The 19,311-nt window shown below is 38.0% G+C and carries 21 protein-coding genes; 19 read left to right on the top strand and 2 right to left on the bottom strand.

The genetic code is table 11. The features are described 5' to 3' along the window. The first annotated feature begins 55 nt into the window (after positions 1-55). The 8 genes from HMPREF1504_RS08265 to HMPREF1504_RS08230 all read left to right on the top strand — a co-directional run bounded on the left by HMPREF1504_RS08265 (position 56) and on the right by HMPREF1504_RS08230 (position 9,576). Positions 56-1,507 carry a lipopolysaccharide biosynthesis protein gene (locus HMPREF1504_RS08265; RefSeq protein WP_038125025.1) on the top strand — a complete coding sequence of 484 codons (1,452 nt, stop codon included), beginning with the start codon at positions 56-58 and terminating at the stop codon, positions 1,505-1,507. 15 nt (positions 1,508-1,522) lie between these two features. After that, the gene (locus tag HMPREF1504_RS08260) at positions 1,523-2,617 is read left to right on the top strand and encodes an NAD-dependent epimerase/dehydratase family protein (protein ID WP_038125022.1); all 1,095 of its coding nucleotides are present in this window, start codon (positions 1,523-1,525) and stop codon (positions 2,615-2,617) included. After that, positions 2,618-3,784, top strand: coding sequence for a nucleotide sugar dehydrogenase (locus tag HMPREF1504_RS08255; RefSeq protein ID WP_038125020.1), 1,167 nt, complete (start codon positions 2,618-2,620; stop codon positions 3,782-3,784). Positions 3,785-3,799: 15 nt separating this feature from the next. After that, entirely contained in the window at positions 3,800-4,246 is a 447-nt protein-coding gene (locus tag HMPREF1504_RS08250) for a VanZ family protein (RefSeq protein WP_038125019.1), read from the top strand. 246 nt (positions 4,247-4,492) lie between these two features. Then, entirely contained in the window at positions 4,493-5,308 is an 816-nt protein-coding gene (locus HMPREF1504_RS08245; RefSeq protein ID WP_038125017.1) for a CpsB/CapC family capsule biosynthesis tyrosine phosphatase, read from the top strand. A 248-nt stretch (positions 5,309-5,556) separates the two neighbouring features. Further along, the gene (gene nrdD, locus HMPREF1504_RS08240; protein WP_009660855.1) at positions 5,557-7,707 is read left to right on the top strand and encodes an anaerobic ribonucleoside-triphosphate reductase; all 2,151 of its coding nucleotides are present in this window, start codon (positions 5,557-5,559) and stop codon (positions 7,705-7,707) included. Positions 7,708-7,835: 128 nt separating this feature from the next. Then, complete coding sequence (gene nrdG, locus HMPREF1504_RS08235) at positions 7,836-8,333, top strand: anaerobic ribonucleoside-triphosphate reductase activating protein (protein WP_005380923.1); 498 nt, start codon at positions 7,836-7,838, stop codon at positions 8,331-8,333. A 10-nt stretch (positions 8,334-8,343) separates the two neighbouring features. Continuing rightward, the gene (locus tag HMPREF1504_RS08230; protein WP_038125015.1) at positions 8,344-9,576 is read left to right on the top strand and encodes a chloride channel protein; all 1,233 of its coding nucleotides are present in this window, start codon (positions 8,344-8,346) and stop codon (positions 9,574-9,576) included. A gap of 135 nt (positions 9,577-9,711) precedes the next feature. Here the strand turns inward: HMPREF1504_RS08230 and HMPREF1504_RS08225 are convergent, their stop codons facing one another. Together HMPREF1504_RS08225 and HMPREF1504_RS08220 are read right to left on the bottom strand one after the other, a co-directional pair. Further along, complete coding sequence (locus HMPREF1504_RS08225; RefSeq protein ID WP_005376783.1) at positions 9,712-10,260, bottom strand: gamma carbonic anhydrase family protein; 549 nt, start codon at positions 10,258-10,260, stop codon at positions 9,712-9,714. An 11-nt stretch (positions 10,261-10,271) separates the two neighbouring features. Then, positions 10,272-11,225 carry a nitronate monooxygenase gene (locus HMPREF1504_RS08220; protein ID WP_005380851.1) on the bottom strand — a complete coding sequence of 318 codons (954 nt, stop codon included), beginning with the start codon at positions 11,223-11,225 and terminating at the stop codon, positions 10,272-10,274. 303 nt (positions 11,226-11,528) lie between these two features. Between HMPREF1504_RS08220 and HMPREF1504_RS08215 the strand changes: the two genes are divergently transcribed. The 11 genes from HMPREF1504_RS08215 to HMPREF1504_RS08165 all read left to right on the top strand — a co-directional run bounded on the left by HMPREF1504_RS08215 (position 11,529) and on the right by HMPREF1504_RS08165 (position 19,279). Then, positions 11,529-11,663: a rubredoxin gene (locus HMPREF1504_RS08215; protein ID WP_004693422.1), complete on the top strand. Its 135-nt coding sequence runs from the start codon at positions 11,529-11,531 to the stop codon at positions 11,661-11,663. Between the two features lie 101 nt (positions 11,664-11,764). Next, the gene (locus HMPREF1504_RS08210) at positions 11,765-12,280 is read left to right on the top strand and encodes a DUF177 domain-containing protein (RefSeq protein WP_005376813.1); all 516 of its coding nucleotides are present in this window, start codon (positions 11,765-11,767) and stop codon (positions 12,278-12,280) included. Between the two features lie 25 nt (positions 12,281-12,305). Further along, positions 12,306-12,482 (top strand): 50S ribosomal protein L32, encoded by a 177-nt coding sequence (gene rpmF, locus HMPREF1504_RS08205; protein ID WP_005376859.1) that lies wholly within the window; start codon positions 12,306-12,308, stop codon positions 12,480-12,482. 246 nt (positions 12,483-12,728) lie between these two features. Further along, on the top strand, positions 12,729-13,292 hold the full coding sequence (gene fapR / locus HMPREF1504_RS08200) for a transcription factor FapR (protein ID WP_005381039.1): 564 nt from the start codon (positions 12,729-12,731) through the stop codon (positions 13,290-13,292). A gap of 3 nt (positions 13,293-13,295) precedes the next feature. Continuing rightward, the gene (gene plsX / locus HMPREF1504_RS08195) at positions 13,296-14,324 is read left to right on the top strand and encodes a phosphate acyltransferase PlsX (protein WP_005380855.1); all 1,029 of its coding nucleotides are present in this window, start codon (positions 13,296-13,298) and stop codon (positions 14,322-14,324) included. Then, a complete protein-coding gene (locus tag HMPREF1504_RS08190; RefSeq protein ID WP_038125013.1) occupies positions 14,308-15,303 on the top strand; it encodes a beta-ketoacyl-ACP synthase III in 996 nt (331 codons plus the stop codon). Before plsX ends, HMPREF1504_RS08190 begins: the two co-directional genes overlap by 17 nt. A 15-nt stretch (positions 15,304-15,318) precedes the next feature. Beyond that, positions 15,319-16,263 carry an enoyl-[acyl-carrier-protein] reductase FabK gene (gene fabK, locus HMPREF1504_RS08185; protein ID WP_038125011.1) on the top strand — a complete coding sequence of 315 codons (945 nt, stop codon included), beginning with the start codon at positions 15,319-15,321 and terminating at the stop codon, positions 16,261-16,263. Positions 16,264-16,275: 12 nt separating this feature from the next. Continuing rightward, entirely contained in the window at positions 16,276-17,217 is a 942-nt protein-coding gene (fabD, locus tag HMPREF1504_RS08180) for an ACP S-malonyltransferase (RefSeq protein WP_038125009.1), read from the top strand. A 1-nt stretch (position 17,218) separates the two neighbouring features. Beyond that, positions 17,219-17,962: a 3-oxoacyl-[acyl-carrier-protein] reductase gene (gene fabG / locus HMPREF1504_RS08175; RefSeq protein WP_038125007.1), complete on the top strand. Its 744-nt coding sequence runs from the start codon at positions 17,219-17,221 to the stop codon at positions 17,960-17,962. A 51-nt stretch (positions 17,963-18,013) separates the two neighbouring features. Beyond that, the gene (locus HMPREF1504_RS08170; RefSeq protein WP_005376767.1) at positions 18,014-18,244 is read left to right on the top strand and encodes an acyl carrier protein; all 231 of its coding nucleotides are present in this window, start codon (positions 18,014-18,016) and stop codon (positions 18,242-18,244) included. Between the two features lie 78 nt (positions 18,245-18,322). Further along, a complete protein-coding gene (locus tag HMPREF1504_RS08165) occupies positions 18,323-19,279 on the top strand; it encodes a nitronate monooxygenase family protein (RefSeq protein WP_005376890.1) in 957 nt (318 codons plus the stop codon). Positions 19,280-19,311: the final 32 nt, after the last annotated feature.

Raw genomic sequence — 19,311 nt, 5'->3', positions numbered from 1 at the left:
TTATTTTTACAAGGCTTAAAGAATATAAATCGTGATTAAATGGATTTGAATATCAATGGATACTAAAGTTGTAGCTGCTGCTAAGTGGTCACTTATAACGGAGATCTTAGCAAAGCTTATTACACCAATTACAAATATCATATTGGCGCATATTTTGGCCCCTACAGCATTTGGTATTTTAGCCACTATAATGATGGTTATTTCATTTGCGGAAATGTTAGCAGATGCGGGATTCCAGAAATTTCTTGTTCAATACGAATTTGAAAGTGAAGAGGCTAAACAGAAAAGTGTTAGTGTTGCCTTTATTTCAAATATAGTACTAGCTATTGTATTGTGGATTGCTATCATTGTCTGCCGTGATGAGTTAGCATCATTGGTTGGCAATGAAGGATTAGGTATTCCTTTAGCTGTGATGGGGGCTATGTTACCATTGAGTGCATTTAGTAGCATTCAAATGGCAATGTATAGAAGAAATTTTAACTTCAAATTTCTCTTAAGCATACGAATGATTACTATCATTACTCCTTTGTTCGTATCTATACCAATGGCATTAGCAGGTTTTGATTATTGGTCTTTGATTGCTGGGCTTTTAGTGGCACAACTATTTACAGCTATTGCATTATGTGTGAGCCAAGAAAAATTGATATCCATCTATTTTTCGTATCCTATATTTCGTAATATGTTCAGTTTTAGTGCATGGTCCTTGGCGGAGGCATTCTCTATATGGCTTACGGCATGGGTAGATACCTTCATTATTAGTCATTTTTTGAACGCATATTATCTTGGCGTTTATAAGATGCCAACAGCTATAGTTACTACTGTTATGGCTATTGCTACATCTTCGATGGCTCCTGTTTTATTCTCTGCTTTATCACGACATCAACATAATAAAGAGGAGTTTGAAAAAACATTTTTAATATTTCAACGATATATGGCCTTATTTTTGGTTCCATTAGGTGTTGGTATGTTTGTATATCAAGATTTTATTGTACAAATTTTATTGGGACCTCAGTGGAAGTTAGCCGGAATAGTGCTAGGATCATGGGCATTAAGCTCATCTCTCGTGACCGCTATTTCATATTTAATATCTGAAGCGTTTCGTGCTAAGGGAATGCCCAATATTTCATTCCTTGCACAGATGTTACATCTCATCGTATTAATTCCGGTTATATACATATGTGTTCAATATGATTTCACTACATTTGTCTATGCTCGTTCTATAGTACGGATTCAAATGATTGGTGTACTTTTATATCTCTTAGCTGTGTATGTGAAGATGAATGCGTGGAGTGTAATTTTTAATATTAAAGCCTATATCATTACCTCCGCCATTGTAGGTATTGGTTCTTATGCTTTGTTGCATTTATATAATAGTATGATTTGGACGATTTTCTGTATATGTGTCAGTCTTATTTCGTATCTTGTTGTGTTGTATTTATTTCCAGCGGAGAGGGTTGTACTTGCTAAAATATGGGATAGCGCCTTAGCACGACTAAGACGTTCCTAAAGGAAAGGACAGACTATGCTTTTACAAAATGTATCATTACATAACAAGGTAATTCTCATTACTGGGGCTGCAGGATTTGTAGGTGCCAATCTTGTTATGTCGCTTTTTAATAATATTGAAAATAGCCTAATCATAGGTGTTGACTCTGTTAATGATTATTATGATGTGAGTTTAAAGGAGTATAGACTTCAACAGATTGTTTCCTCCGTAAAACATGATAATCAATGGATATTCAAAAAAGGGAATATAGCGGATAAAGAGTTTTTACAATCTATTTTTGATGGATATAAACCGGATGTAGTTGTGAACTTAGCAGCACAGGCAGGTGTACGCTATTCTATTACGAACCCAGACGCATATATAGAATCAAATATTATTGGCTTTTACAATATATTAGAATGTTGCCGTCATTCGTATGATAATGGGGCAAAAGGTGTTGAACATCTTGTATATGCATCATCCTCTTCCGTTTATGGTTCTAATAAAAAGATTCCTTATTCTACAGATGATCAAGTAGATAATCCTGTGTCCTTATATGCAGCTACAAAGAAATCTAATGAATTATTAGCCTATTCCTATGCTAAGTTGTATAACATCCCATGTACAGGCCTTCGGTTCTTTACTGTGTATGGCCCAGCAGGGCGTCCTGATATGGCATACTTTGGATTTACTAACACATTGCGCAAAGGCGAAGTGATTAAAATCTTTAACTATGGTAATTGTAAGCGTGACTTTACTTATATAGACGATATTGTTGAAGGCGTTTATAAGGTTATGCAAGTAGCTCCTGAACGAAGAAATGGGGCTGATGGATTACCAGTACCACCATATGCAATTTATAATATCGGTAATAATAGTCCTGAAAATCTATTGGACTTTGTGACGATTTTAGGGGAAGAGTTAATAGGTGCTGGTGTGTTACCAGCAGATTTTAACATGGAACGCCATAAGGAACTCGTACCGATGCAACCTGGAGATGTGCCGATTACATATGCTGATACATCTGCATTAGAAACGGATTTTGGGTTTAAACCGAGTACAACACTTCGAGAAGGTTTAAGACGTTTTGCAATATGGTATAAAGATTTTTATATGAAGGATGGTAAATAAATGAAAATAGCAATAGCTGGTACCGGGTATGTAGGCCTTTCAAATGGCGTATTATTAGCACAACATAATGAAGTGGTTGCACTGGATATCATTCCTGAAAAGGTAGATATGATTAACCGTAAAGAATCACCTATTGTTGATTCAGAATTGACCGATTATTTAAAGAATAAGTCGCTAAATTTCCGTGCTACATTAGATCCTAACGAAGCTTTCACAGGTGCTGAATATATTATAATTTCTACACCTACCAATTATGATCCACAAAAGAATTTTTTTGATACATCATCCGTAGAATCTGTTATTAAAACAGTTTTAGATATTAATCCTGATGCGGTTATGATTGTTAAATCTACAGTCCCTGTAGGTTATACAGAAGAGATGCGAGAACGGTTTAATACGAAGAATATAATTTTCTCTCCTGAGTTTTTACGTGAAGGTAAAGCGTTATATGATAATTTATATCCTTCTCGTATTGTAGTTGGTGAAGATTCGGAACGAGCTCATACGTTTGCTCACTTATTAGCAGAAGGTGCTCTTAAAGATGATATACCTTTATGTTTCACTGGTTCTACAGAGGCAGAGGCCATTAAATTGTTTGCTAATACCTATTTAGCATTGCGTGTAGCTTATTTTAATGAACTAGATTCCTATGCAGAGGTGCGTGGATTAAATACGAGTGAGATTATTCATGGCGTATGTTTAGATCCTCGTATTGGAGATTTCTATAATAATCCTTCCTTTGGATATGGCGGGTACTGTTTGCCAAAGGATACAAAACAACTATTGGCAAATTACAATGATGTGCCACAAAACCTCATATCTGCCATTGTTGATGCAAATCGGACGAGAAAGGATCACATTGCAGATGCCATCATCGGAAAGGATCCTAAGATTGTTGGCATTTACCGATTGACAATGAAAACAAATTCCGATAATTTTAGAGCTTCTGCTGTACAAGGTATCATGAAACGTATTAAAGCAAAGGGGATTGCTGTTGTTGTGTATGAACCAACACTAGAGGCGGATGATTTTTTCCACTCACCAGTCATTAGAAACTTTGATGATTTTAAACGTGTTAGTGATGTGATTGTAGCTAATCGTTGGGATGATTCCTTGGCCGATGTAAAAGATAAAGTTTATACTAGAGATATTTTTGACCGAGATTAGTGGCGGTGATAGTAGATGTTAAAGAAACATTGGATAAGCTTTACTTTAGTTATTCTCGTTATCCTTTTTATCTGGGATAATTCGCTACAAAATGATATTTCCTCAGATGGTTTGAGTCTTAAGATGACACAATGGTTGAGTCCGATTCTGTATAAGCTGGGCCTCACCGGTGACATGTGGTCGTTAAATCGCATTGTCCGAAAGATGGCGCATGTGTTCGAGTTTGCTGTACTTGGTGGATGTTTGTATGTGGCATTGCATCAATTTAATCGTGAATATGCAGGACTTAAAGTGATTTTTATAGGATTAGTTATTGCCGTTATGGATGAATGCTTACAACTTGCAAGTATTGGTAGACATGCATCGATTCGCGATGTGGCAATCGATACAGCTGGCGTTATCATTGGTGTTGCTGTCGTACAAGTTATACTATCTATTTATCAAAGAATCCGGCATAGTTAATAGATGGATTTTAATTAAATATACAAGGCTTCTATGAGTTATTGATAGGAGCCTTGTTTTTTTGTGAAAACAAAATGAAATTATTAAATAATCTTTAATTTTAAGCAATCAAATATTATCAAAAGTTTGGGTATAGGTACTTTTCAAGACATAGATTCATTGGTATAATATGAATACAAAATGAATTTGAGCAATTAAAGAGATTATATTTAAGAGATTTATATCGAGGTAAGGGGCGATATAAAGATGAGAATGGGGAAGAAGATGAAACGCATTTTAGATTTACATACATATATTTTGCCAGCTATGGCAGATGGAAAGGGACCTCAATCCATGGCTGAATCTGTGCAAATGGTTAAAGATTTAGTCCGTTCTGGTATTACAGATATTTTTTGTACACCTAAGGTTAATGAGCTAAATGTACAGACCGTTGTTGAGTCAGTAGTGGAGCAGGTAGAAAATTTAACACAAGTAGTATCTGAACAAGCGATATCGGTTACATTACATAATGGTGCCGTTGTTGAGTTAGGTGATGGTATGATTGACTATATACGCAATCATAAAGAATCACTTGTATTAGGTAATAGTCATTTTATGTTAGTTACTATTCCACAAGATTGTAAGTTATATCATGTAGATGCGTGGTTACAGACTTTATGTGACTTAGGCATCACGCCTATCATAAGTGAAGTGGAACGTAGCGACCTTTTCTTTAATAAACCTGAACAACTATTGGAATGGGTTGATAAGGGCATTTTATTTGAATGTAATATTATGTCCTTTACACATCATTCTGAGCATTATACGAGAGCTATTGAATTATATACGAATGGTCTAATACACTTCTTTGGCACTGGTTATGATGTGATGAATAATCAATATGGTAGCTATGTAGATGTAATTTCTAAACTAGATATTGAATATAAGAAAGATTTACTTAGTGACGTCCGATTAAATGAACGCGATTTATTAGCGGATAGAGTATTTTATCCTACGGTACCGGATCATTGGGCAGGAAAACGACCTAATTTTTGGACTCGACTTCTTTCAATCGCTTTATAAAAAAAAGAGTTTTTTTGTTATGCCGTTTAAGTATAGCAAAAAGACTCTTTTTTACATGATATTGTATTTTTTATTGCAATAAAACACTATATATAGTATACTATGAAAGCGGTTAGAAATACGAAATAATCTATTGAATTTTGTATTTTTCGTAGTAAATAATATAGATTGAGTATGGTTTTTTCCATACTTTTTTATATGTAATGACATTAATTAATTCGGAGTATGGGAAACGGGGAGGTTCCGAGATGTTGCAGGTCATTAAACGGGATGGTACAAAGGTACCTTTCGATAAACATAAAATTGCAGTAGCTATTGAAAAGGCAGAACATAGTAGTACGGGGTTATATGAATCTGGCTTAGCTGAACGCATTGCTGACGAAATTGAAGCATATGCTATAAAACTTCAAAAGGATATGACAATCTATGCTATAGAAGATCAAGTATACTATAAGTTGATTGAGTATCATAATCCTGCAACAGCTCGTGCTTATGAAGGTTATAAAGCGGTACAAGCTTTCAAACGTCGCCAAAACACGACTGACGAAGATGTCATCGGTTTGTTGGATCGTAGTAATGTTAGTGTTCTTGATGAAAATTCTAATAAGGATGCCGCCATTGTATCTACACAACGCGATTTAATTGCTGGTGAAGTGTCCAAGGATATTGCGCGTCGTAAGTTGATTCCTACAGATATACTAGAAGCACATGATAGCGGTGCTATCCATTTCCACGATATGGACTATATCATCCAACCGATGTTTAACTGTTGCTTAATCAACTTAGAAGATATGTTGACAAATGGTACAGTTATCAATGGTAAGCGCATTGACACGCCAAAATCATTCCAAGTAGCATGTACTGTAACAACTCAAATCATTGCACAAGTTGCATCTGGTCAATATGGTGGTCAAAGTATTAATGGCATTGACCGTATTTTAGCACCATTCGTACGTAAATCTTATGAAAAAATCCTCAATAATGTAATTGAAGAACAAGTTGAGATTTACGGCATGGAACCAAATATGGAAAAGGCTCGTGAAATTGCTTGGAAACGTACGCGTAAAGAGGTAAAGGACGGCATTCAAACCATTCAATACCAAATCAATACATTGATGACTACAAATGGCCAATCCCCATTCGTTACATTGTTTATGTATTTCCAACCGGATTATGAATACGCTAAGGAAGCGGCATTAATTACGGAAGAAATTTTACGTCAACGTATTAAGGGTGTAAAAAATGAAGCCGATGTATACATTACACCAGCATTCCCTAAATTAATTTATGTATTAGACGAACACAATGTTCATCCGGATAGCCCATATTATTATTTAACAGAATTAGCTGCTCAATGTACGGCTAAACGCATGTATCCTGATTATATTTCTGCAAAGAAGATGAAGGAAAATTACGAAGGCAATGTATTCAGCCCTATGGGATGTCGTTCCTTCTTATCTCCTTGGAAGGATGCAGAAGGCAATTATAAATTTGATGGCCGTTTCAACATGGGCGTAGTAAGTTTGAATTTGCCACAAATTGGTATTTTAGCACGCGGTAGTGAAGAAAAGTATTTTGAAATCTTGGATAAACGCCTTGAGTTAGCTGAAAAAGCATTGATGTTACGTTACAATCTATTGAAAGATGTAGTAAGTGATGTATCCCCAATTCACTGGCAACATGGTGCTATTGCGCGACTTAAAAAAGGTGAAAAAATCGCTCCATTTTTGACTGGTGGCTATGCGACAATTTCCCTTGGTTATATCGGCATTTATGAAGCATGTCGCTTGATTACTGGCGAATCTAATACAGGTGAACATGGTCGTGTTTTTGCCATGAAAATTATGGATCGTTTGAACCAAGCTATTAATGAATGGCGTGAAAAACATAACTTAGGCTTTGGCCTTTATGGTACGCCTGCTGAAAGCTTAACAAATCGCTTCTCTTCTTTGGACCGAGCACGCTTTGGTATTATAGAAGATGTAACGGACAAAGGTTACTATACGAATAGTTATCATGTAAGCGTTCGTGAAGAAATTAACGTATTTGATAAATTTGCCTTTGAATCTGAATTCCAAAAGAAATCGACTGGCGGTTGCATTTCTTATGCAGAAATTCCCAATATGACCAATAATATTCCTGCAGTATTGACGATGATTAAATATATTTACGATAATATTTCCTATGCAGAGTTCAATACTAAATCTGACTATTGTCATGAATGCGGATTTGATGGTGAAATCAAGGTTAATGATGACAATCAATGGGAATGCCCTCGTTGTCATAATACAAACCGCGATAAATTAACAGTTATCCGCCGTACGTGTGGATACCTTGGTGAAAACTTCTGGAACGAAGGTCGCACAAAAGAAATTAAAGATCGTGTAATGCATATTTAATTTTATTAATCGTAAACATGTTAAAAGCTGTGCCATCGGCACAGCTTTTACTATATACATGATAAATTGAAATATATCTATATGTTTAATTTGGTCAAAGTTGATTATAGGCAAATATGGGGGTTATTATGAGATATGGACAGATCCGACAATATGATATCGCCAATGGGGAAGGTATACGCACATCTATATTTGTAACTGGTTGCACCCATTGCTGTTATAATTGTTTTAATGAAGAATATCAAGATTTTAATGCTGGTCAAGAATGGACTGATAAAGAAACACAGCTGGTTGTGTCTTATGTAAAAGATCCTAATTGTGCAGGCCTTACCTTGTTAGGTGGTGAACCATTTCAAAATATTGATGGTATGCTAGCCATAGTGAAAGCGGTGCGTGAAGCAGCGCCTGAAAAACCTATTTGGGCTTACTCTGGCTATGTATGGGATGATATTATATCTGATCCATCGCGCCGTAGCTTAGTGGAACAAATTGATATTCTTGTTGATGGTCGATTTGTAGATGAGTTAAAAGATCCATCCTTACGATTTAGAGGCTCTTCTAATCAACGAATTATTGATGTACAATCTTCGTTGAAACAGGGTGAAGTAATACTGGCTATGGAGTGATATAGAGAGTATGTTAGATAAACGTTTACTTGGTTTAATAATAATCGTTGGCCTGGTGGCGGGCTTAATCGGTTCTTTTTATACCCATTTGTTACATTATATCCAGCATTTTATGTATGCCTATTCTACATCAGAAGGTTTATCATTTGGACAAGCCGTGGCCCGTGTATCGCCTGAACATCGATTGTTAGCCTTACTGGCCTGTGGTCTTGTTGGCGGTGTAGGTTGGGTTCTTATCCATCGTTATGGAGATCCACTGGTAGATATAAAAAAAGCTGTCCAGGATTCTACAAAAGAAATGCCTCCGTTGACCACATTTATTCATGCTACATTGCAAATTATCACGGTCGGCATGGGTTCTCCGCTTGGTCGAGAAGTAGCACCTCGTGAAGCTAGTGCTGGTATCATGTCTGGATTATTGCGCTATGTTGATATGCGCCCTGAGGACAAGTCGCTTATTATTGCTTGTGCTGCTGGTGCAGGCTTAGCTGCCGTATATAATTCTCCTTTATCAGCTGCTATTTTTACGCTAGAGACATTACTTATCACATGGAATGTTCGAGCCATGAGTGCAGCCATTTTATCGTGTGGACTAGCTACATTGGTCGTTCGTCAGGCAGGGATAGGAGATCTTGTTCAGTATACGATGCCACAACCACCCTTATATGGTAGCTATCAAGAATTTGCTATCGTTCTTGGCGCTGTCATTGCTATTGGCGTTGTTTTATTTGATAAAACACAATCTTTATTACCTAAGTTTGATAGAAAAAGCCCTAAAATGATTGTCATAGCTCTTTTATCATTTGCTGTTATTGGGGTGATGGCTATGTATTTTCCAGAAATCCTCGGTAATGGTAAAGCTGGTAATCAGTTGACCTTTACAGATTTAGTAGGATGGGATTATGCATTAGGTCTATTAGCTACTAAATGGATTGCCGTGTTACTTGCCTTAATGGCTGGTGCTTATGGTGGTCGAATTACGCCATCCATGATGCTAGGTAGTACATTGGCATTAGCCTTTGCAGCCTTGTGGAGTATTATGGTCAGCCCTGTACACCTTGGCTTTGCTGCATTTATAGGGGCCGTAATTTTCTTGGGATTGGCACAAAAGATGCCGCTTACATCCTGTGTGTTCATGTTAGAACTTTCACGATTTTCCGTGGAAATGTGCTTCCCAATGGCGCTATCTATGGGCTCCGCATTGATAACTCAGCAGATTGTAAAAGCAAGATTCCAATTATAAAACAAAACTGTATACTATATCGGACGATATTCTGATGATAAAGAAATAGCGACTAATTGATTCCATGTGATCATCTAGTCGCTATTTTACGTGTGAAGGCTTTATTTATAGAAAACCCTATTTTTTACATTGTAGTTATACAATTTTGGCGCTTTTGTCGTATTCTTCGCCACCACAATCTGGTAGCATACCATATTCTACAGTCCAAAGGTGTTTATATTTTAATGCTTGATTGTGGATTCTTTCAACTTGGGATTCATCAGTACGTACGATGCGTGCAGGAATACCAACGACTAAAGAATAGGGAGGGATTGTAGTATTTTCTTTTACCACTGCACCGGCTGCAATGATAGAGCCAGTACCGATATGACAACCACTTAGTACGATAGCCCCCATGCCAACGAGTACATTATCCTCGATGGTAGACGCATGAACAATGGCGCCATGACCTATAGTTACATAGTCGCCAAGTATACAAGCCTCATCATCATCGACGTGAAGCACAGAGTTATCTTGTACGTTGGAATAACGACCTACTACAATTTTATTAACATCGCCACGAAGTGCACAGTTTTGCCAGATGGAGGCAAATTCTTTCAACTCTACATCGCCGGCTAGTTCAGCACCAGGCATAACACAAGATTTTGGATCTAATTTTGGATACTTTCCATGATAAGGTAACATAGGACCTCCTATTAAATTACTTCAATAAAGCGTTGTGCTTTACGGATTGCCATAATAGCTTCATTAATAACAGAGTGTACAATAGTTTGAGCTGGTTCAATTTCATTAAGCCTATTAAGCGCTTGGCCTACTTGTACAGCACCATTGACAACGTCGCCATCGATAGCAGCTAATTTATTTGTACCTTGGGACATTTTGCTGCGCTCTTCTTTTGTTGTAACGCCATCGGTTTCTGCTGCAATATAACGGTCTGTAAAATCACTGCGCAAGCTACGTACACCACCGTGACCGGAGAGAAGACCTGTTACAACGGAGTCAGTATCTGTTGCTTTGATAATTGCTTCTTTCATATTTTGATGAGCTTTACATTCTTCGGCAAGTAAGAAACGGGAACCCATTTGTACACCTTCAGCCCCCATCAATAAAGCTGCTGCTAAACCACGACCATCAACGATGGAACCAGCCACAACAACAGGAATAGTGATTTCTGGTAGAATGTTTTCCATCAAAGACATTGTCGTTTGAGAACCGATGTGACCACCAGCCTCCATACCTTCTACGACGATAGCATCGGCACCAGCATCTTGAATGCGTTTTGCTAATTTTAAGGAAGGTACAACAGGAATGACCTTGATGCCCGCTTCTTGGAATGGCTTAATATATGGGGTAGGGTTGCCAGCGCCAAGTGTTACAAATGCAGGCTTTTCTGCGATGATAACATCTACTAATTCATCTTTATTTGGGGCCATAAGCATTAAATTTACACCAAAAGGTTTATCTGTTAATTCTTTGCATGCGCGAATCTCATTGCGAGTCCATTCTGCATCGCGACCGCCTAAGGCGATAACACCTGTAGCACCAGCGTTAGCTACAGCTGCAACTAATGTAGCTTCAGAAACCCATGCCATAGCACCTTGGATGATAGGGTATTCGATATTTAGTAATTCAGTCAGTTTTGTTCTCATGAATCCTCCTATAATATAGTTATATATAAGATAATAAAATCTACTTATGTGGCGAATATTTAGTATACCACTATATATTTCTAGTAAATAGTATATCATAAAAATCTAATTGATAATAGATTTCATTATAAAATTACGTATGAAAGTAATAATAGTCAGCTTTCAGAGGATATTGAAAATTTAGTAGAAAAATGGAAAATGAGTATTGAAAAGTTTCGATGTCTTTGCTATACTATATTACAGATAAAGTATCTTAACGATATGAACACATTAATATAATCTCAAGTGAAGGAGGAAATAGACATGGAAAAATACGTATGCGTAGTATGCGGTTGGGTTTATGACGAAGCTGTAGAAGGCGTTAAATTCGAAGATCAACCAGCTGATTATGTTTGCCCTATCTGTGGCGTTGGCAAAGATCAATTCGAAAAAATGTAATTGATACATTAGAAAGGCTATCTTAAGCAATATTGAGATAGCCTTTTTTATTTGACAAAGCACACTGTCATGTTTATAATATTATAAGTCGAGGTAAGATTATGAAACTGCAAGTAGAGCAAGCAAAAGAACATATAGGAAAGAAATTTCCTTATAGCTATACGATGCCGAGTGAAGAACTTGGTAGTGACGTAGTTGCTTTTCCTTGGAGCCGTCATGATATAACTATTAGTGGTGAGTTTTGGTTTGATGGTCAAAACTACATCGTTCAAGGTTCGATTAATTCTAAAGGTGATTACGAATGTTCTCGTTGTTTAACGACTACGGAACATGAGCGTAACGATTCCTTCGAGGAAATCTTTAGTGATTCTCGAGATGCCGATGAAGATGTGATTCCTTTTAACGGAGAGGAAATTGACTTAACCGAACTGATTCGGGATACATTAATCATCAATGAGCCCTCTCAAGTGTTATGTCAGGATGATTGCAAAGGATTGTGCGTTCATTGCGGAGCAAATTTGAATGTTTCACCTTGTTCTTGTGAATCCTTTGTGGTGGATCCTCGATTCGCAGAGTTACGTGCTTTGCTTGATGAGAAAGATGATAGACTATCCTAATGATTGTACTAAGGAGGTGCAGATAATGGCAGTACCTAAGCGTAGATTATCCAAATGCCGTCGCGATCGTCGTCGTGCAAACTGGAAATTAGAAGCTCCTGGTTATGTAGCATGTCCACAATGCCACGAACCTATGATGCCTCATCGTGTTTGCCCTACATGTGGTCACTATAAAGGTGAACAAGTAGTTGCAAAAGCCTAATTGAGCGTGTAAAACACCTACACATTTGTGTAGGTGTTTTTTACTGCCCAAAAATGGATAGTTGTTGATTAATGTATGCTTTATATTAATATCTCCTATAAAGTATTAATTAATTTTAAAATAAGGACAATATTTAGTATATTACCATAAAATATATCACTATATATGCGAAAAACCTTGCCAATATGGGAATTATTATATATACTTAAGATGTAATATTAATACTAGGTCATAAAAGGTGGTCCCATGAGTAGGTTGAAGAAGCAAGAAAGACAGAAACAGTTAACAGAAAAACTGAATATTACGCCTTTTCTTACTGATGAAGAGTTGGCATCGCACTTTGGTGTCAGTGTACCTACAATTCGACTCGATCGATTAGAATTGGGAATTCCTGAATTGCGTGAGCGTATTAAGGCGATGGCTACCGAACATGCTCAGGATGAGCAACCGGAACCAATACAACATGAAATTGTAGGCGAACTCATCGATGTAACGGAAGGAAAACAAGCTTTATCCATGTTACATACGACGCCAGACATGGAAGATCGTTTTGGTTATATTGATCCACAGTATTTGTATGCTCAAGCAAATTCCTTGGCCAAGCTAGTTATGGGTTCAACCCTTTGCTCTGCAGAGGTGGGGAATATTAAATATAAAAATCCAGTAGAGTCTGGTACTAATTTGGTGGCGAAAGCAGAAATTGTTCGTCGTCGTGGAGATAAATACTTTATTTGGGTTATAATTAGAGATAAAATAAAAGAAGTATTTAGAGCTAAATTTATCATGGAGTCTGTGGAGAATCGGGTGTAGTATATGAAAATTGCAATTGACGCCATGGGTGGTGATTTTGCTCCCTTGGAAATCGTCTTAGGCGCCTTGGAAGCAGTGCGAGAAACGGAACATATTGATGTTGTTCTCGTAGGCGATAAAACTCAAATATTCAAAATTTTAGAAGATAATAATGAAACAAATAATCCTCGCATTTCTGTGTATCATGCGAGTCAAGTAATCGGAATGGATGAGCATCCGGGTCAAGCATTGCGCAAGAAGAAGGATGCCTCCGTTGTAGTAGCTACATCTTTGGTTAGAAGCAAAGAATGTGAAGCTGTTATTGCCCCAGGAAGCACAGGTGCAGCTGTAGCGGCAGCATTATTCGGTCTAGGCCGTATCAAGGGCATTGATAGACCTGTTATTGCTACGCCAATGCCAACTGTAAACGGTATAACCGTTATGTTGGATTCCGGTGCAAATTCAAATAGTAAACCAAAACATCTTGTACAAGGTGCATTGATGGGGGCTGAGTATGCGAAACTTTTACTTGGCAAAGAAAACCCTACAGTAGGCCTTTTAAATATCGGTGAAGAAGCAACTAAAGGTAATGAAGTTGTGCTTGCTACATATCCTATCTTGGAAAATATGAAAACCATTAATTTTAAAGGAAATGTAGAAGGTCGCGATATTCCGAAAGGAACCGTAGACGTTGTCGTTTGCGATGGTTTTGTAGGCAATGTAATTCTTAAATTTGCAGAAGGTCTTGTAACTGGTTTGACACAGCTCATTAAAGACAGCATTATGAATGGCGGAATATTAGCTAAAATTGGGGCATTGCTTATCAAACCAGCGTTGAAACCAATGGCCAAGAAGGTGGACCACACTGAAAATGGTGGTGCTCCATTACTTGGTGTAAATGGTGTGTTTATGATTGCTCATGGCAGTTCAAAGGCTAAAGAAATTAAGACTGCTATTACCATTGCAGCCGATTTAGTAGAACGCAAAATAATTGAACATATTCGAGAAACAATGGAAATTGAAGGAGCCGTAAAATATGAGTATGATGAATAAACCTGTCGGTATTATTGGTACAGGTAGCTTCCTTCCTGATAATGTGGTGACTAACTTTGATTTAGAGAAAATGGTCGATACAAGTGACCAATGGATCAGAGAACGTACAGGCATTGAAGAAAGACGCATTGCACCAGAAGGTATGAATACATCCTATATGGCAACTGAAGCCGCAAAAAAAGCACTTCAAATGGCTAAGCTCGATGTAGAAGATATCGATATGATTATCTTTGCTACATTGACACCAGATATGGTGATTCCTTCTGCCGCATGTATGTTGCAAGCAAATCTTGGTGCGAAAAATGCAGCAGCTTATGATTTACAAGCTGCATGCTCCGGATTTGTGTATGGGTTGATAACTGCTCAAAGCTATATCGCTTCTGGATTATTTAAAAATGTTCTCGTTGTAGGCGCAGAAATTTTGTCTCGTCGCGTTAACTGGAAAGATCGCGGAACTTGTATTCTATTTGGTGATGGTGCAGGTGCAGCCGTTGTTTCTGAGGTTCCAGAAGGTTATGGTATCAAAGGGGTCGACTTAGGCGCTGATGGCACTGGCGGCTCTGCATTGTGTATACCAGCTGGTGGGACAGCTGTGGTAGCTAATGATCAACGCATAGAAGAAGGCTTGACTTTCATTCATATGGATGGTCCAGAAGTATATAAATTTGCTGTTAAAACAATGGGAAAAACGGCATTAAAATCTCTAGAACGAGCTAATATGAATTTAGATGAGTTAGATTATTTTATCCCACATCAAGCTAATATTCGTATTATTGATTCAGCCGCTAAGCGTTTACATATGCCAAAAGAAAAGGTATTTGTAAATTTACATAAGTATGGTAATACATCTGCTGCATCAGTGGCCATTGCGTTGGATGAAGCAAATCGTGAAGGTTGCTTAAAACGCGGTGATAATGTAGCACTTGCAGGATTTGGTGCTGGCCTTACCTGGGCTAGCCTCGTCTTGAAATGGTATTAAGGAGGAAACATCAAGATGATTAAGACTGATATTTGTGATTTGTTACAGATTGAGTATCCTATCTTTCAAGGTGGTATGGCTTGGTTAGGAACGGCTGAACTTGCGTCTGCAGTATCAGAAGCAGGTGGTCTTGGCATAATTGGTGCAGGACATATGCCTCCTGATATTTTCCGCAACGAAATTCACAAAGTTAAAGAACGTACTAATAAACCATTTGGTTGTAATATTATGTTGATGTCTCCTTTTGTAAAAGAAGTTATGGAAGTCGTTGTTGAAGAACGAGTTCCTGTTATTACAACTGGTGCGGGTAATCCTGGTGTATATATCCCAGCTTTGAAAGAAATTGGCACAAAGGTTATTCCTGTAGTTGCATCCGTTCTTTTAGCGAAACGTTTACTTCGTGGTGGTATTGATGCGATTATTGCAGAAGGTACTGAATCAGGTGGCCATGTTGGGGATATTACAACAATGGCATTGTTACCACAAGTTGTAGATGCTGTCGATGTTCCAGTTATTGCTGCTGGTGGTATCGCTGATGGCCGTGGCGTAGCAGCTGCGTTTGCACTAGGTGCTCATGCAGTTCAAATGGGTACACGTTTTGTCCTATCTGAAGAATGTATTGCTCATGAAAACTATAAAAACGCTGTATTGAAAGCAAAAGATCGTTCTACTGTTATGACTGGTCTTACAACAGGTCATCCAGTTCGAATTATCGAGAATCAATTAGCACATAAATATAAAAACCTTGAATTTAGTGGTGGTTCCAAAGAAGAATTAGAAAATCTTGGCGCAGGTACACTTCGTAAAGCTGCTATTGAAGGTGATGTAAAAGAAGGCTCCGTTATGATTGGTCAAATCGCAGGTATGCTACACGATGTGAAACCTTGTAAAGAAATCATTACAGAGATTATGACAGAAGCTGAAACAGTGATTAAAAATCTACAAACTTTTGGCAAATAAGGAGGCCATCCTATGAAAACTGCATTCGTATTTCCAGGTCAAGGATCCCAAAAAGTAGGCATGTTACAAGATTTGTATAATGCATACACAATCGTTAAACAACGTTTTGAAGAAGCTGATGAAGCATTGGGATATTCTATTTCTAAATTATGCTTCGAAGGACCTGATACAGAATTGGTTAAGACTGCTAATACACAACCAGCTATTTTAACTGCTTCCGTAGCTTGCTATGAAGTGTTGAAAGAACAAGGCTTTACACCAGATATCGTAGGTGGTCATAGCTTAGGTGAATATAGTGCGTTAGTCGCTGCCGGTGTTCTTGATTTTAAGGATGCTGTGTATGTAGTTCATAAACGTGGTGAATATATGCAAGAAGCTGTACCATTGGGCAAGGGTGCTATGGCAGCTATTCTAGCATTGCCAAGAGAACAAGTTGTTGAAATTTGCCAACAAGTTAATGATACAGTTGGTTCTGTACAAGCTGTAAACTTTAACTGCCCTGGTCAAATCGTAATCGCTGGTGAAACAGCTGCCGTAGAAACAGCAGCTGAAAAAATGAAAGAAGCCGGTGCAAAACGTGCAGTAATGCTTCCTGTAAGTGCTCCATTCCATAGTCGTCTTATGGAACCTGCAGCGCTTCGTTTAAAAGAAGAATTAGATAAGATCCAAGTTAACGATGCTAAGATTCCAGTAGTAGCTAATGTAACCGGCAAAATTTTGACAAATGCTAGTGACATTAAAGAATCTTTAGTAACACAAGCAGCTAATCCTGTATTGTGGGAAGATTGTGTTGCAGAAATGGTTAACTTCGGTGTAACTCGCTTTGTAGAAGTTGGTCCTGGCAAAGTATTAACCGGTTTCACTAAAAAGATTAATAAAGAAATGGAATTAGCTAATGTAGAAGACATTCCATCCTTAGAGAAAACGCTTGAATTTTTAAAGGGGGTTCGATAAAATGCACTTAGAGGGTAAAGTAGCTCTCGTAACTGGCGCCTCTCGTGGTATCGGTCGCGCCGTTGCTATTCAACTTGCACAATCTGGTGCTGATGTTGCTGTTAACTATAGTGGCAGTGAAGCTGCTGCTCAAGAAACAGTAGACGCTATCTTAGCATTGGGTCGCAAAGCGACTAAAATTAAAGCCAATGTTGCAAATGCTGAAGAAGTAGCAGCAATGGTTGAAGAAACGCATAAAACATTTGGTCACATCGATATTTTAGTAAATAATGCAGGTATCACTCGTGATGGTTTGCTTATGCGTATGAAAGATGAAGACTTTGATGCCGTTATCGATATCAACCTTAAAGGTGTATATTTGGTAACAAAAGCAGTATCCAAAATTATGATGAAACAACGTGCTGGTCATATTATTAACATGACTTCTGTTGTTGGTTTGATGGGTAATGCTGGTCAAGCTAACTATGCGGCTTCTAAAGCTGGTGTAATTGGTTTTACTAAATCTTGTGCAAAAGAGTTAGCTAGCCGTGGTATCACAGTTAATGCAATCGCACCTGGCTTTATCAATACTGATATGACAGATGTATTGCCTGAAAAGGTGAAAGAAGCTATGGTAACACAAATTCCGTTGGGCCGTATGGCTAAAGCTGAAGAAGTGGCTGCCGTAACAACATTCCTTGCTAGTGATTTTGCTAGCTATATTACAGGTCAAGTCATCAATGTAGATGGCGGCATGGTAATGTAGTTACAAAATTAGACTATATATAAATCTCATTTGAAAGGAGGTGAACCACTAATGAGCACTTTCGATAAAGTTAAAGCAATCGTTGTGGAACAATTAGGCGTTGATGAAGCTGAAGTTACCATTGATTCTACATTCATCGACGACTTAGGCGCTGACTCCTTGGATATCGTTGAATTGATCATGGCATTTGAAGAAGAATTCAATGTTGAAATCCCTGACGACGTTGCAGAAAAAATCAAAACCGTTAAGGATACAGTAGAATATATTGATTCTGCTAAATAAGCTGTATAGCTGACAATTCAGCCGTGCGGGGGGCCGAGTGGCTCCCCTAATCGGTATTGTTTACAGGAGGAATTGATAGTGAAGCTCCCTGAACTTCGCATTGGGAATCTAGTGGCCAAAGTACCTATTATTCAAGGTGGTATGGCGATTAGATTGTCTACAGCTCGGTTGGCAGCAGCCGTTGCAAATGAAGGTGGTATTGGCCTTATTGCAGCATCTGGATTGCCTTTTGATGAATTAAGATATGAAATACAATTAGCTAGAAAATTATCACCTACGGGTATTATTGGTATAAATGCGATGGTAGCAGCAACGCAATTTGCGGGTCTTGTAAAAACTGCCATCGAAGAGGGCATTGATCTTGTAGTGGCAGGTGCCGGTTTTTCAAGAGATATGTTCGCAATGGGTAAAGAGTCTGGTACTCCAATCGTACCTATTGTTTCTTCTGCAAAATTAGCGCGCATTTCTGAAGGTTTAGGTGCCGCTGCAGTTATCGTAGAAGGTAGCGAAGCTGGTGGTCACTTGGGAACGGATCGTTCTGCTCGTGAAATCGTACCAGAAGTTGTAGCAGCTGTTAAAAATATTCCAGTTATTGCAGCTGGTGGTGTTTTAGATGGTAAAGATATCGTAGATATGTTTAAATTAGGTGCTAATGGCGTTCAAATGGGCAGTCGCTTTGCTGCTTCTGATGAATGTAATGCATCTGATGAATTGAAAAAAATGTATGTGCGTGCTACAAATCCTGAGGATATTGTATTGATTCAAAGTCCAGTAGGTTTACCAGGCCAAGCTATTAAAAATAAATTTGCTGAATCTGTTCTTGATGGCACTGTAGCGCCACCAACAGTATGTGACAATTGTTTAAAACATTGTTCCCATAAATTCTGTATTATCCGTGCTTTATCTAGAGCGCAACAAGGTGATGTGGAAACGGGGTTAGTATTCTCTGGCAATAATATGCGAAAAGTCGATAAGATTATGCCAGTTAAAGATATTTTTGCACAGTTAAAACAACAAGTAGCAGAAATCGATTAATTAAAGGGGCTATATAGCTATAAGAGGTGGAA

It is taken from the genome of Veillonella sp. ICM51a, assembly GCF_000524355.1.
In the GTDB taxonomy this organism is placed as follows: domain Bacteria; phylum Bacillota; class Negativicutes; order Veillonellales; family Veillonellaceae; genus Veillonella; species Veillonella atypica.
The sequence above is the reverse complement of the archived record's forward strand: the minus strand, read 5'-3'. Positions and strand labels throughout refer to the sequence as shown.

Excerpts from the sequence above, each read along its gene's own strand:
- HMPREF1504_RS08265 (WP_038125025.1), top strand. The coding sequence starts at position 56 with ATGGATACTAAAGTTGTAGCTGCTGCTAAGTGGTCACTTATAACGGAG.
- HMPREF1504_RS08260 (WP_038125022.1), top strand. The coding sequence starts at position 1,523 with ATGCTTTTACAAAATGTATCATTACATAACAAGGTAATTCTCATTACT.
- HMPREF1504_RS08255 (WP_038125020.1), top strand. The coding sequence starts at position 2,618 with ATGAAAATAGCAATAGCTGGTACCGGGTATGTAGGCCTTTCAAATGGC.
- HMPREF1504_RS08250 (WP_038125019.1), top strand. The coding sequence starts at position 3,800 with ATGTTAAAGAAACATTGGATAAGCTTTACTTTAGTTATTCTCGTTATC.
- HMPREF1504_RS08245 (WP_038125017.1), top strand. The coding sequence starts at position 4,493 with ATGAGAATGGGGAAGAAGATGAAACGCATTTTAGATTTACATACATAT.
- nrdD (WP_009660855.1), top strand. The coding sequence starts at position 5,557 with ATGTTGCAGGTCATTAAACGGGATGGTACAAAGGTACCTTTCGATAAA.
- nrdG (WP_005380923.1), top strand. The coding sequence starts at position 7,836 with ATGAGATATGGACAGATCCGACAATATGATATCGCCAATGGGGAAGGT.
- HMPREF1504_RS08230 (WP_038125015.1), top strand. The coding sequence starts at position 8,344 with ATGTTAGATAAACGTTTACTTGGTTTAATAATAATCGTTGGCCTGGTG.
- HMPREF1504_RS08225 (WP_005376783.1), bottom strand. The coding sequence starts at position 10,260 with ATGTTACCTTATCATGGAAAGTATCCAAAATTAGATCCAAAATCTTGT.
- HMPREF1504_RS08220 (WP_005380851.1), bottom strand. The coding sequence starts at position 11,225 with ATGAGAACAAAACTGACTGAATTACTAAATATCGAATACCCTATCATC.
- HMPREF1504_RS08215 (WP_004693422.1), top strand. The coding sequence starts at position 11,529 with ATGGAAAAATACGTATGCGTAGTATGCGGTTGGGTTTATGACGAAGCT.
- HMPREF1504_RS08210 (WP_005376813.1), top strand. The coding sequence starts at position 11,765 with ATGAAACTGCAAGTAGAGCAAGCAAAAGAACATATAGGAAAGAAATTT.
- rpmF (WP_005376859.1), top strand. The coding sequence starts at position 12,306 with ATGGCAGTACCTAAGCGTAGATTATCCAAATGCCGTCGCGATCGTCGT.
- fapR (WP_005381039.1), top strand. The coding sequence starts at position 12,729 with ATGAGTAGGTTGAAGAAGCAAGAAAGACAGAAACAGTTAACAGAAAAA.
- plsX (WP_005380855.1), top strand. The coding sequence starts at position 13,296 with ATGAAAATTGCAATTGACGCCATGGGTGGTGATTTTGCTCCCTTGGAA.
- HMPREF1504_RS08190 (WP_038125013.1), top strand. The coding sequence starts at position 14,308 with ATGAGTATGATGAATAAACCTGTCGGTATTATTGGTACAGGTAGCTTC.
- fabK (WP_038125011.1), top strand. The coding sequence starts at position 15,319 with ATGATTAAGACTGATATTTGTGATTTGTTACAGATTGAGTATCCTATC.
- fabD (WP_038125009.1), top strand. The coding sequence starts at position 16,276 with ATGAAAACTGCATTCGTATTTCCAGGTCAAGGATCCCAAAAAGTAGGC.
- fabG (WP_038125007.1), top strand. The coding sequence starts at position 17,219 with ATGCACTTAGAGGGTAAAGTAGCTCTCGTAACTGGCGCCTCTCGTGGT.
- HMPREF1504_RS08170 (WP_005376767.1), top strand. The coding sequence starts at position 18,014 with ATGAGCACTTTCGATAAAGTTAAAGCAATCGTTGTGGAACAATTAGGC.